Annotated in this window: 12 protein-coding genes and 1 riboswitch; of the genes, 8 read left to right on the forward strand and 4 right to left on the reverse strand. The window is 68.5% G+C overall.

From position 1 onward, the window contains the following. The first annotated feature begins 174 nt into the window (after positions 1–174). Together ACFRAH_RS19385 and ACFRAH_RS19390 are read left to right on the forward strand one after the other, a co-directional pair. The gene (locus ACFRAH_RS19385) at positions 175–915 is read left to right on the forward strand and encodes a hypothetical protein (protein ID WP_377992533.1); all 741 of its coding nucleotides are present in this window, start codon (positions 175–177) and stop codon (positions 913–915) included. A gap of 105 nt (positions 916–1,020) precedes the next feature. Next, positions 1,021–1,890 (forward strand): DUF4031 domain-containing protein, encoded by an 870-nt coding sequence (locus ACFRAH_RS19390; RefSeq protein ID WP_377992534.1) that lies wholly within the window; start codon positions 1,021–1,023, stop codon positions 1,888–1,890. Here ACFRAH_RS19390 and ACFRAH_RS19395 read toward each other — a convergent pair. The 3 genes from ACFRAH_RS19395 to ACFRAH_RS19405 all read right to left on the reverse strand — a co-directional run bounded on the left by ACFRAH_RS19395 (position 1,887) and on the right by ACFRAH_RS19405 (position 4,154). After that, on the reverse strand, positions 1,887–2,288 hold the full coding sequence (locus tag ACFRAH_RS19395; protein ID WP_377992535.1) for a YccF domain-containing protein: 402 nt from the start codon (positions 2,286–2,288) through the stop codon (positions 1,887–1,889). The two genes, ACFRAH_RS19390 and ACFRAH_RS19395, sit on opposite strands and share 4 nt — an antisense overlap. Before the next feature lie 74 nt (positions 2,289–2,362). Beyond that, positions 2,363–3,538, reverse strand: coding sequence for an MFS transporter (locus ACFRAH_RS19400; protein ID WP_377992571.1), 1,176 nt, complete (start codon positions 3,536–3,538; stop codon positions 2,363–2,365). 19 nt (positions 3,539–3,557) lie between these two features. Beyond that, a complete protein-coding gene (locus ACFRAH_RS19405) occupies positions 3,558–4,154 on the reverse strand; it encodes a phosphoribosylanthranilate isomerase (protein ID WP_377992536.1) in 597 nt (198 codons plus the stop codon). Positions 4,155–4,257: 103 nt separating this feature from the next. On the opposite strand from ACFRAH_RS19405, the gene ACFRAH_RS19410 reads away from it, so the two are divergent. The 5 genes from ACFRAH_RS19410 (at position 4,258) to ACFRAH_RS19430 (ending at position 6,929) form a co-directional block, all read left to right on the forward strand. Beyond that, a complete protein-coding gene (locus ACFRAH_RS19410) occupies positions 4,258–4,845 on the forward strand; it encodes a HutD family protein (RefSeq protein ID WP_377992537.1) in 588 nt (195 codons plus the stop codon). 42 nt (positions 4,846–4,887) lie between these two features. Further along, positions 4,888–5,418, forward strand: a complete 531-nt coding sequence (locus ACFRAH_RS19415; RefSeq protein ID WP_377992538.1) for a ferritin — start codon at positions 4,888–4,890, stop codon at positions 5,416–5,418. A 78-nt stretch (positions 5,419–5,496) separates the two neighbouring features. Continuing rightward, a riboswitch (guanidine-III (ykkC-III) riboswitch) is annotated at positions 5,497–5,563 on the forward strand. 9 nt (positions 5,564–5,572) lie between these two features. Next, positions 5,573–5,896, forward strand: coding sequence for an SMR family transporter (locus ACFRAH_RS19420; RefSeq protein WP_353710345.1), 324 nt, complete (start codon positions 5,573–5,575; stop codon positions 5,894–5,896). Then, on the forward strand, positions 5,896–6,252 hold the full coding sequence (locus ACFRAH_RS19425) for a DMT family transporter (protein WP_377992539.1): 357 nt from the start codon (positions 5,896–5,898) through the stop codon (positions 6,250–6,252). Before ACFRAH_RS19420 ends, ACFRAH_RS19425 begins: the two co-directional genes overlap by 1 nt. A gap of 26 nt (positions 6,253–6,278) precedes the next feature. Then, positions 6,279–6,929, forward strand: coding sequence for an MBL fold metallo-hydrolase (locus ACFRAH_RS19430; RefSeq protein WP_377992540.1), 651 nt, complete (start codon positions 6,279–6,281; stop codon positions 6,927–6,929). A gap of 86 nt (positions 6,930–7,015) precedes the next feature. Here ACFRAH_RS19430 and ACFRAH_RS19435 read toward each other — a convergent pair whose 3' ends face one another. Beyond that, positions 7,016–8,890, reverse strand: a complete 1,875-nt coding sequence (locus ACFRAH_RS19435; RefSeq protein ID WP_377992541.1) for a DEAD/DEAH box helicase — start codon at positions 8,888–8,890, stop codon at positions 7,016–7,018. Between the two features lie 711 nt (positions 8,891–9,601). On the opposite strand from ACFRAH_RS19435, the gene cycA reads away from it, so the two are divergent. Further along, on the forward strand, positions 9,602–11,098 hold the full coding sequence (gene cycA, locus ACFRAH_RS19440; RefSeq protein WP_377992542.1) for a D-serine/D-alanine/glycine transporter: 1,497 nt from the start codon (positions 9,602–9,604) through the stop codon (positions 11,096–11,098). Positions 11,099–11,323 lie beyond the last annotated feature (225 nt).

The raw sequence follows: 11,323 nt of genomic DNA on the forward strand, positions 1-11,323 counted from the left end.
GCGGTGTACACCGCAGCGGCTCTCCTTTCCCTAATCTGCGTTTCGCTTCTGACCAGGCTCATCCAACTGCTTTGACGGCGTTTCGCTCCTGGCGCGGCCTGCCCGGCTGCTGGACCGGGACCGGCACCTGATGCCGGTGACTTCCGAACCGAACAAGATAGTGAGGACTACCAAATGAGCAAGCTCAAGAAACTGGGCACCCTGGGCGCCGCCGGTGTCCTGATGGCGGGCGGGCTGATCCTCGGCTCATCGCCGGCCAACGCGGTGACCTGCAGCAATTCGACAACACTGCCAACAAATTCCATGACCGGCACCACGGTGACCGCCACGGGCTTCGAGGCGGGATCCCTCGCCCCGTTCGTGGCCTCGACGGCGACCACCGGAACCGCGACCATCAGCACGTCCCAGCACTTCTCGGGCACCTGCTCCGCGAAGCTGCACGTCACCGCGGATTCCGGTTCGGTGGCCAAGCTGTCCCTCTCGCTTGGCTCCACGTCCGCCAAACGGGCCAACGCCGACGGCCGGTTCAACATCACGACGGCGGGCCTCACGGGCAACGACGTTCCGTACCTGCGGTTCTTCTCGAACGGCACGCGCATTGCGGACATTTACCGCTATAACAGCAACGGCCAGCTGTGGCTGCGCGTCACGGCACCCAACGGCACGTTCTCCTACACCAAGCTGGTTTCGTCCAGCATCCCGCTGGGTACCTGGCACCGTGCCCAGATGGAGGTCACGGCCAACGGCAGCGCCTCCACCATCAAGGTGTGGTTTGACGGAGCTCTTGAGTACTCCAGCAGCGCAGTGAACCTCGGGGTCACCAGCCTGACCCATGTGCAGCTCGGAGCGGAGCACTCCCGGCAGATGGGCGACGAGTACATCGACAGCGTCATCGTCAAGAGGGCGTCCTCGTAACGGAAGGCAGTCTTACGGCACGGCAGGCGGTGGCCGGTAGTACGCCTGCCGTGCCGTGCTGTGCTGGAATGCCGTGCTGTGCGGGCGCGGACTAGACTCTCCCCCATGGCCGTCTATCTCGATCCGCCGCTCTGGCCTGCCCACGAAACACTGTTTTCGCACCTGATCTCGGACACGTCCCTGGCGGAGCTGCACGCGTTCGCCGCCGCGGCGGGCATCCCGGAGCGGGCTTTCGACGGCGACCACTACGACGTCCCGCAGCGCCGCTATGACAGCCTGGTCGCTGCCGGTGCCATTCCGGTGGAGGCGCGGGTCCTGGTCCGCAAGCTCATCGCCAGCGGGCTGCGGATTCCGGCGCGCAGCCGCACGAAGTCCCTCAAGACTCCGCTGTTCAACCGCTGGAATACGGTGATGCCCGGCCACGACGCCCTGTTCCTGGACCTGCTGGACCGCTGGAGCGAAAGCCACCGCAGGTACCACGGCTGCACCCACCTCCTCGCGGTGCTGGAGGCGCTGGACCTGCTCGCCGAACCCGCCCGGCCGCCGCGGACCGTGGTGCTGGCGGCCTGGTTCCACGATGCGGTCTATCAGGGCATCGCGGGCGAGGACGAGGAGGAATCAGCCCGGCTCGCCGAGCTCCGTCTCAGCCAGGCCGGCCTCCCGGAGGCCGACGTCGAGGAGGTGGCGCGGCTGGTCCGGCTCACCTCCGATCACCGGCCGGAGGAAGGGGACGACGGCGGCGCCCTCCTCTGCGACGCCGACCTGTCGGTTCTGGGCGGGGAACCGGAGCCCTACGCCCGCTATGTGGCCGCCGTCCGGGAAGATTATGCGCACATCGGCGACGCCGATTTCGCGGCCGGACGGGCCGCCGTCGTCCGCCAACTGCTGGGGATGGACCCGCTCTTCCATACGGAGCGCGCCCGGCGGCTGTGGCTGGATGCCGCCCGGCGGAACCTGCAGGGCGAACTCTCTTAGCGGTAGGCGGTGATGAACGGCCTGTCGGTGGGCACGATCTGCTTGCCCAGCGGCATCAGGGAAACCGGGATCAGCTTCAGGTTGGCGATGGCCAGCGGGATGCCGATGATGGTGAGCGCCATGGCAACCGCCGTGACGACGTGCCCGACCGCGATCCAGATGCCGGCCACCAGCAGCCAGATCACGTTGCCGAGCAGCGCGAACACGCCGTTTCCGCCCGGCTTGTCCACCACCATCCGCCCGAAAGGCCACAGGGTGTAGGACGCGATCCGGAAGGAGGCAATGCCCCAGGGGATGGTCACGATGAGCAGGCAGCAGATGACGCCGGCGGCGAAGTAACCGAGCGCCAGCCAGAAACCGCCGAAAACCAGCCAAATGATGTTCAGGAGTGTCTTCATCCGTCCATTCTGCCGGTCGGGGAGCCCGTAATGACCCGGAATCTGCCCTGATTTAACCCTTAACCTTCAGCCGCTCAGTCTTCAGCCGCGGGCACCCTGATGCCAGGGCTGAGGCGCGGGACCGCGGCCGCGGCCACCAGCAGCGCGAGCAGACCCAGGCCCAGCGGAAGCGAGGCAGCCGTCGCGACCGCGCCCACCACGAGCGGGCCGCCGGCGTCGCCGAGTTCGCGTCCCAGCTCGGCCGAGCCCATGGTCCGCCCCATCCGCTCCTTGGGCGTGCTGTCCGCCAGGTGTGCAAAGCCCAGCGGGGTGGCCGCGCCGACGCCGGCGCCAATCACCGCCGCCGCGGCAAAGATGGTGGGCGGGCCCGGCGCTGCGGCCACGAGGGCCACTCCGGCGGCGGTGATGAGCAGGCCGGTGCGCATCCCGCCGGCGTCGCCGACGCGGTGCCTGTCGCGCAGCGCGCCGATCCGCGGCTGGACCAGCAGGGATGCGACCGCCAGCACACTGACGGCTGCGGTGCCGGCCACCGGGTCCAGGCCGTGCTGCACGGCCAGGGCCGGAAGGAAACCGATCGCCGCGCCCATGGCCGCCATCGACGCTGCCAGTACCAGGGTGGGAACCAGAAAGCTGCGCTCGGCAACCTGCCGTGCCAGGTCCAGCACGGTGTACCGCCGGCGCGGGAGCGGCGGGAGGTGCGGCACGGCGAGAAGGACCCACACGGCGGTAGCAGCGGCAAGGACGGACAGTGCCCCGAACAGCAGCGCAAAGCCGCCGGCGGCAATCAAACCGGCACCCAGCAACGGACCGATCACGTATCCGAGGCTCTTCCAGGACCCGTACCTGCCAAAGAACGTCCCGGCGTTCTTCCCGGCCGAAAGCCGCGCCACCATCGCCGAGGAAGCCGGCGAGAACGCCGAGGCGGCCGCGCCCTGGCCCAGGCGGGCAAGGCCCAGCAGCAGCGGATTCGCGGCCCCCAGGCCGATCAGGGACAGGGCGGCGAAGCCGAGGAGCCCGCCGACGATTACCGGCTTGGCGCCGACCCGGTCGCTCAGCGCGCCAAAGACAGGCTTGAGGAACACCTCAGAGATGTCGTAGACGGCCAGCAGGATGCCCAGGTTCAGCAGGGTCAGTCCGATGTTGCCGCTCTGGGCGCCCATGCCTGCGGCAATGCTGTGGGCGCCGAACGCCGTCACGAATCCGGCGGCATAGAGGGGTGCCGCGGGCGTCCGGGCGCCGCGGGCCGCCATCGGCGGAGTCACGTGGCGGTCAGCCCTTGGCTGCCGTCACAAACGCCCGGATCTTGGCCAGGTCCTTCACTCCCCTGCTTTGTTCGACGCCGGAGGAGACGTCCACGCCCCACGCCCCGGCATCGCGCGCAGCCTGGGACACGTTGGCGGCGTCCAGCCCGCCGGCCAGGAGCCACTGGCGTCCTTCCAGGCCCTTGCCGCGCACGGAACCGTAGTCCCAGGCTTCGCCGGAACCGGGGACTGCGGCGTCGATGAGCAGCAGTTCCTCTCCCCAGTCGGCAAACGCGTCCGGTGCGTCACCCATGGTGACGGCCCGGATGACCTTCATGCCGGCGTCGTGCGCTGTTTTTACGTCGCCCGGCGTGCGTTCACCGTGGAGCTGGATCCAGCTCAGCCCGGCGGCCCTCGCAATGGCCACCGCATCGGCGGCCGGTTCGGCCCGGAAGACGCCGACGGCGGTCACACCTTCAGGAACGGCCTTCACGAGCTGGGTAACCTGGTGCGGTGAGACCGCCCGGGGGCTGGCCGTCAGGACAAACCCGACGGCGTCCGCTCCGGCTTCCACGGCCTCCCGGACTGATTCAGGCGTGCTCAGGCCGCAGACTTTGACGAACATTGACCGGCTCCTTTGTTGTTAGCGTCGCCCACAACCGCAGCGATCCGTCGCCGACTTTACGCGGGGAGGGAGCGTGCGGGCAACGCGCGGATAGGCTGGCCTGATGCAGATCATCCGCTTCGCCGACATCAAACCCCAGCCCTGGCGCAACGGCGGCGGGGTCACCCGCGAGCTGGCCAGCCACCGCGGGGCTGCCTCTGCTGACGACGGGGCATGGGACTGGCGGGTCAGCATCGCCGACGTCACCAAGGCCGGGGACTACTCCGCCTTCCCGGGGATGGAACGGCTGCTGACCGTCGTCGAGGGCGAACTGCTGCTGCTTTCCGTGGACGGGGCCGAGCACCCGCTGGAAAAGTACCGGCCCTTCCGGTTTCCCGGCGGCGCGGCTTCCTCCTCAGCCCTGCCCACCGGGGACGTCCGCAACCTCAACGTCATCACCCGCGAGGGCGCCTTCAGGGCGTATGCCTCCATCATCGAGCTGTCCAAGAAGCGTGCCCATCCCGTATTCGCGGGCCAGCTGGGGATCCTGCTGCAGGGCCAGGCCGCCGTCAGCCATGGGAACGCCGTGTCCGAGGACGCGCCCGTACCGCTCGACCGCTATGACGCGGTGGTGGGTTCGGACAGCCAGACGCCGGAAATCCTGGGCCGCGGGTTCCTGGCCGTGGTGTCCATCGATCCTGTGGCCGGCTAGCGGCTCTGGCCACGCCCGGCGCCGGAACCTAGACTCGGGGCCATGAGCAAGTCAAAATTCAGCGACCTCCTGCTGCTGCAGATAGGCAACGAATTCGCGGCCTCGCAGCAGTACATTGCCGTGGCGGTCTGGTTTGCCAACCAGGACCTCCCCCAGCTGGCGAGGTACTTCTACCGGCAGTCGGTGGAGGAACGAAACCACGCCATGATGATGGTCCAGTACATGCTGGACCGCGGCGTTTCCGTCGCCATTCCCGGCGTGCCCGCCGTCCGCAACGACTTCGCCTCCGTCACCGATCCGCTGGCACTGGCGCTGGAGCAGGAGAAGGAAGTCACCCGCAGCATCGAAAGCCTGTTCCGGGCGGCCCGGGCCGAGGACGATGCCCTCGGCGAGCAGTTCATGCTCTGGTTCCTCAAGGAGCAGGTGGAGGAAGTCGCCTCGATGACCACCCTCCTGAACATCGCCGAACGCGCGGACAACACCTTCGACATCGAGAATTTTGTTGCACGTGAAACCATCGGCGACGGCGGCCGTGACGCCGCGGCACCGGAAGCGGCAGGCGGCAAGCTCTGACCGGCACCCCTGAACCGCGGGCGGTGAGCCGTGCCACCAAGGGGTGGCCACCGCCGTCGGGCGTTGCTAGGGTATAGCGCAAGGTCCCTTTCCCCGGACCTCCGGACGACGGATCAGTACCCGGTGCGCGACAAGACTGGCCAAAGGATCTGTCATGTCGTGGTTCATCCTCATTCTTTCCGGCGCCCTTGAGGCGGTGTGGGCGGCAGCGCTGCACCGCGCGTCCCAGTCCTCCGGCCGGCGCCGGGTCGCGGCCGGGGCCCTCTTCCTCGTCGCAGTCCTTGCCAGCACCGCGGGCCTTGGCATTGCGATGCAGTCCATTCCCACCGGCACCGCCTACGCGGTGTGGGTCGGCGTCGGTGTGGTGCTGACGTCCGCCTATGCGATCGTCGCCAAAGTTGAGCGGCCGACGGCGGCGCGGCTGCTGCTGCTCGCGGGAATCGCCGCGTGCGTGGTTGGCCTGAAGGCGGTGGCGTAATGCCCGCAAAGCCTGCCGCTTCCTGGATCATCCTGCTCGCCTCGGCAGTCCTGGAGGCCGTCTGGGCCACGGCGCTGGGCCAGTCCGACGGCCTGACCCGCCCGCTGCCCACGGTGGTTTTCGTCGTGACGGCCGCGCTCAGCATGCAGGGCCTGGGCATGGCGGTGCGGCACATCCCGCTCGGCACCGCCTACGCCGTCTGGGTGGGGATCGGAGCGGCACTGACGGTGGGCTGGGCGATGGCCACCGGCGTCGAGCCCTTCAGCCTGCTCAAAGTGCTGTTCATCGCCGGCATTGTGGGGTGCGCGGCCGGACTCAAGATGCTGCCGGCCGGCCGGGCCAAGGGCAGTCCCTAGACCGGGCTCCTCCATAGACTGGGCAGATGGACACGCTCATTCATTCACTTCGGGACATCACCATCCGCCGGATCTCGGTCAGCGAGATGGACAACAACGTCTATCTGCTGACGGCCAGGCAGTCCGGGGCGCAGCTGCTGATCGACGCCGCGGACGACCTGCCGGCCATCCAGGGCCTGCTGGCGGATGCCGCGGCGGACACCCCCGGCGAGCCCAGGCTCGCGCTCATCGCCACCACGCACCAGCACTGGGACCACGTGCGCGCGCTGCCGGGCCTCGTTGCAGCAACCGGGGCCAGGACGGCTGCCGGCACAGACGACGCCCCGGAGCTTCCCGTGGCGGTGGACGTGCTGCTGGACCACGGCGACGTTGGGAACTTCGACGGGTTCGACGTCACGGCCGTCCACCTGCGCGGCCACACCCCCGGTTCGGTGGCACTGGTGTACCAGGACCCCGAGGGGCCGGCACACATCTTCTCCGGCGACTCCCTGTTCCCGGGCGGCGTAGGCAACACCCAGAAGGACCCGGGGCGGTTCAACCAGCTGATCACGGACGTCACCGAGCGGATCTTCGACGTCTATCCGGACGACACCGTGGTTCACCCGGGCCACGGCAAGCCCACCACGCTCGGCGCGGAACGCCCGCACCTCGGGGAGTGGCGCGCCCGCGGCTGGTAACGCTGCGCTTGGTGGTCTGCGCTACCAAAAATGCCGGCCGCTACGGGAATTCCCGTAGCGGCCGGCATTTTGCGCGTCGCCAGGTATTAGCGGCCGCGGCGCTCGTTCGACGCCGGGGCCGATGCGCGGCGCGGTGCCTTCCGGGCGGGACGGCCGTCGCCGGAGCGGCCGCTGCCGCTGCCATTGCCGCCCGAGGTGGAACCGTACGAGCCGCCCGACGTGCCGCCGGTGGTGGAGGACCAGACGGCCTTGGAGCCGCCTGTCTTGCTGCCGGCCGCTGCGCGCTGGCCGGTGGCCGGACGTCCGCTGCGCTGGCCGCCGGTGCTCGGGCGGCCGGTGCCGCCACGGGGAGCTTCGCTGCGGGTGAAGCGGGAATCCCGGCCCTCCGCCGCACGCCCATCGGAACCGCGGCCAGCCGACGGGCGGCCACCGGCAGCAGGGACGTCGTTGCGGTGCGTGCCGGCGGCAGCGCCGCGGCCACGGGCGTTGCGGCGGGCCGCAGCTGCCGCAGTGGCGCGGTCCTCGTTCAGCTCAGCGACGCGCTCAGCGGCGTCGCGGGCGGCAGCGCGGCCCTCGTAGGCCACGGCACGGCGTTCGGCGCGGGGCAGGTCCGTGCGGGGAGCCTCGGCGGAGACCCGCCCGCGGCCGCCGCGCCCGCCACGGCCACCGGCCGTGGGTGATGCCTGGCGGCGTGCGCGCTTGCGCTCGGCGTTGGCACCGGTGGACTTGCCGCCGCCCTGCTGCGGGGCCTTGGCGGCAAGCAGCGCGGCGCGGGTCCGGGGATCCACCTTGTCCGCGATCTCACCCACCAGCTCGGCAACGATCGGCGAACTCGCGGTGACCCGCTCGAAGGTGACCTCGACGCCGGCAGCCTTCATCAGCTTCCTGACGTCCGTCTGCTGGTCGGGCAGGGTCAGCGTCACCACGGTGCCGTCGGAGCCGGCACGGGCGGTGCGGCCGGAGCGGTGCAGGTAAGCCTTGTGCTCGGTGGGCGGGTCGACGTGGATGACCAGTTCGACGTCGTCGACATGCACACCGCGGGCGGCGACGTCGGTGGCCACCAGGACGCGGACGTCACCGGAGGAGAACTCGGCAAGGTTGCGGTCGCGGGCGTTCTGCGACAGGTTGCCGTGCAGGTCGACGGCGGGAATCCCGGCGTCGGTCAGGGTCTTGGCCAGCTTGCGGGCGTGGTGCTTGGTGCGCATGAACAGCACGCGGCGGCCAGCGCCGGAAGCCAGTTCAACGATCAGCTGCTTCTTCACGGTCTGGTCGTTGACCACCAGCACGTGGTGCTCCATGGTGGTCACCGCCGCCTGCGGATCGTCCACGGAGTGGGTCAGCGGGTTGGACAGGTAGCGCTGGACGATCTTGTCCACGCCGTTGTCCAGCGTGGCGGAGAACAGCAGGCGCTGGCCCTGGCTCGGGGTCATGTCCATGAGCTTCTTGACCACCGGCAGGAAGCCGAGGTCGGCCATGTGGTCTGCCTCGTCCAGCACGGTCACCTCGACGGCTTCGAGGGTCAGGATGCGCTGGCGGATCAGGTCCTCCAGCCGGCCCGGGCAGGCGATGACGATGTCCACGCCGGCGCGCAGCGCCTTTTCCTGGCGCGCCTGCGAGATGCCGCCATAGATCACCGTGGTGTTCAGGCCCATGGCCTTGGCCAGCGGCTCGATCGTGGCGTTGATCTGGGTGGCCAGTTCACGGGTGGGTGCCAGGACCAGGCCCAGGGGGCGTCCCGGCTTGCGGAAGTAGGCGGCTTCGCGCTCGGCGAGACGGGCCACGAGCGGGATGGCGAAGGCGATGGTCTTACCGGAACCCGTGCGGCCGCGGCCCAGGACATCGCGGCCGGCCAGGGTGTCGGGCAGCGTCTTGACCTGGATGGGGAACGGGGACTCGATTCCCTGGGCGGCCAGGGTTTCGGCGAGTGCCTTGGGCGTACCGAGGGCAGCAAATGTAGTCATATTGGTTTATCAGGGTCTTTCAGGCGGTATCCAGCGGATATCGGCCCCCGACGCCGGTTGGCCCAGGGGGTCGCCGAAGAAAAGTCAGGTGGTCAACCGGGCTGCTGCAAGTGTTCCAACAGCGGCCGCCGGGACCATTAGCGTTCATCGACGCAGGATGTGCCTCTCACATGAAAAAAGCCCGCCTCCAAATTACAGAGCAAAGCGGGCATCACTGCACATCAAGTGCCACCAGTCTACCATCAGGGCCCCGCTGGCCTTTTTCGGCTTCGTCACAGCCCTCTGCCGGCGGCCCGGCCGCCATTGCCCCGGGTGCCGACCGGTGGGATTCGACCCCTTGCCGCGCCACGTGGCGATGCGTGATGCAGCTCACGGACAACAATGGACGACACTTGGGGCTGGCATGCTGGACATATGTCGAAGACTACTGCGGCGTTGCGCCCTGGCTGCGAATTTCCTGCCGGCGGAGCCGATTCCCCGGCCGGGCTGGAGGAATGCGCTTTTCCAGCGGCGCCACGCCGGCCGGCACCGGAGCCTCTCCGCTCCCCCGTTCCGGGCGGCACGGCCAGCCCGCGCACATCTGCCGCGTTCCGCCGCTCGTAGTCTTAACACCATCCCAACTGTTAGTTCCGTCACACCTCAGGCGGATCAACGCGGCCGGCACAGCAACCTCCCGCACGTGCCGGCACCTGTGACAAGGAAGATGACTTGATGTCTGAACGCACCACCAGCATTTCCGCTCAACCGTCCACAGAACATGGCGAACCCGGCCAGGGCAGGGAACCCCACCTCGCACGCGGACTTGGCAACCGCCACATCCAGCTCCTGGCCATCGGCGGGGCCATCGGCACCGGGCTGTTCATGGGCTCCGGCAAGACCATCTCCCTCGCCGGCCCGTCCGTCATCTTCGTGTACATGATCATCGGCTTCATGCTGTTCTTCGTCATGCGGGCCATGGGCGAAATCCTGCTCTCCAACCTGAACTACAAGTCCTTCAGCGACTTCGCCGGCGACATCCTTGGACCCTGGGCCGGCTTCTTCACCGGCTGGTCCTACTGGTTCTTCTGGGTGGTGACGGGCGTGGCCGACATCGTGGCCATCGCCGGCTACGTGGACAAGCTGGCACCGGGCACTCCCCTGTGGATCCCCGCCCTGATCACCCCCGTGGTCCTGATTCTTCTGAACCTGCCCACCGTCAAGGCCTTCGGCGAGGCGGAATTCTGGTTCGCCATCATCAAGGTGGTGGCCATCCTCGCCCTGATCGCCACCGGCGTCGTCATGATCGCCACCAACTTCACCTCGCCGAGCGGCGCTGTGGCCAACCTGGCCAACATGTGGAACGACGGCGGCATGTTCCCGCACGGCCTGTTCGGCTTCATCCTCGGCTTCCAGATCGCGATCTTCGCCTTCGCCGGCATCGAACTCGTGGGCACGGCGGCCGCCGAAACCAAGGATCCGGAAAAGAACCTCCCCCGGGCCATCAACTCCATCCCGATCCGCGTCCTGCTCTTCTACGTGGGCGCCCTGGTGGTCATCATGGCCGTCAACCCGTGGCGCAGCATCGACCCCGCGAGCAGCCCGTTCATCGGCATGTTCACCCTCGCCGGCCTGGGCATCGCCGCCGTCGTGATCAACCTTGTGGTCCTCACCTCGGCCGCCTCCAGTGCCAACTCCGGCATCTACTCCACCTCGCGCATGGTCTATGGGCTTGCTCAGGACGGCAACGCACCGAAGGCCTTCGGCAGGCTCAGCGTCCGCAAGGTTCCGCAGAATGCACTCCTGTTCTCCTGCATCTTCCTTCTGGCCGGCCTGGTCCTGCTGTACGCGGGCGACTCCGTGATCGGCGCGTTCACCATCGTCACGTCCGTGGCATCGGTGCTGACCATGTTCGTCTGGTCGATGATCCTGATCAGCTACATCGTGTTCCGCCGCCGCCGCCCGGAACTCCACGAGGCGTCCGCCTTCAAGATGCCAGGTTCAGCCTTCATGCCCTACGTGGTCCTGGGCTTCTTCGTCTTCATGCTCGTGGCCCTCGCCCAGGCCGAGGACACCCGCCTCGCGCTGGTGGTTGCCCCGGTGTGGTTCCTGCTGCTGGGTGCCGCCTGGTACTTCAACCGCCAGACGCCGCTGCAGCAGGCCCGGATCGAGGAGTGGAAGGCCGCTGACAACACCCGCCCCGCTGCCACGGTCGGCTCCGCCAACCCCTAGTTCCGCAATTCAATAGACCCGCGCGAATCAGAAACCGCGCTGCGGCCGCCCCGGTGGTCCGCAGCGCGGTTTTCTGTGCGTGGTTCCGGGTTCAGGCGCCGCGCGCAGGCCGACGGTGAGGAAGGTGTTAAGCGGAAATTACACAGGCCGCAGGGCCCTGTAACACGTGCGGCGAAGGATGGACTCAAACCCGGCCGGTGGCACCGGCCGCAGCGTTCCTCCCCG

Source organism: Arthrobacter sp. NPDC056727, assembly GCF_042790555.1.
Taxonomy (GTDB): Bacteria; Actinomycetota; Actinomycetes; order Actinomycetales; family Micrococcaceae; genus Arthrobacter.

Excerpts from the sequence above, each read along its gene's own strand:
- ACFRAH_RS19385 (WP_377992533.1), top strand. The coding sequence starts at position 175 with ATGAGCAAGCTCAAGAAACTGGGCACCCTGGGCGCCGCCGGTGTCCTG.
- ACFRAH_RS19390 (WP_377992534.1), top strand. The coding sequence starts at position 1,021 with ATGGCCGTCTATCTCGATCCGCCGCTCTGGCCTGCCCACGAAACACTG.
- ACFRAH_RS19395 (WP_377992535.1), bottom strand. The coding sequence starts at position 2,288 with ATGAAGACACTCCTGAACATCATTTGGCTGGTTTTCGGCGGTTTCTGG.
- ACFRAH_RS19400 (WP_377992571.1), bottom strand. The coding sequence starts at position 3,538 with ATGGCGGCCCGCGGCGCCCGGACGCCCGCGGCACCCCTCTATGCCGCC.
- ACFRAH_RS19405 (WP_377992536.1), bottom strand. The coding sequence starts at position 4,154 with ATGTTCGTCAAAGTCTGCGGCCTGAGCACGCCTGAATCAGTCCGGGAG.
- ACFRAH_RS19410 (WP_377992537.1), top strand. The coding sequence starts at position 4,258 with ATGCAGATCATCCGCTTCGCCGACATCAAACCCCAGCCCTGGCGCAAC.
- ACFRAH_RS19415 (WP_377992538.1), top strand. The coding sequence starts at position 4,888 with ATGAGCAAGTCAAAATTCAGCGACCTCCTGCTGCTGCAGATAGGCAAC.
- ACFRAH_RS19420 (WP_353710345.1), top strand. The coding sequence starts at position 5,573 with ATGTCGTGGTTCATCCTCATTCTTTCCGGCGCCCTTGAGGCGGTGTGG.
- ACFRAH_RS19425 (WP_377992539.1), top strand. The coding sequence starts at position 5,896 with ATGCCCGCAAAGCCTGCCGCTTCCTGGATCATCCTGCTCGCCTCGGCA.
- ACFRAH_RS19430 (WP_377992540.1), top strand. The coding sequence starts at position 6,279 with ATGGACACGCTCATTCATTCACTTCGGGACATCACCATCCGCCGGATC.
- ACFRAH_RS19435 (WP_377992541.1), bottom strand. The coding sequence starts at position 8,890 with ATGACTACATTTGCTGCCCTCGGTACGCCCAAGGCACTCGCCGAAACC.
- cycA (WP_377992542.1), top strand. The coding sequence starts at position 9,602 with ATGTCTGAACGCACCACCAGCATTTCCGCTCAACCGTCCACAGAACAT.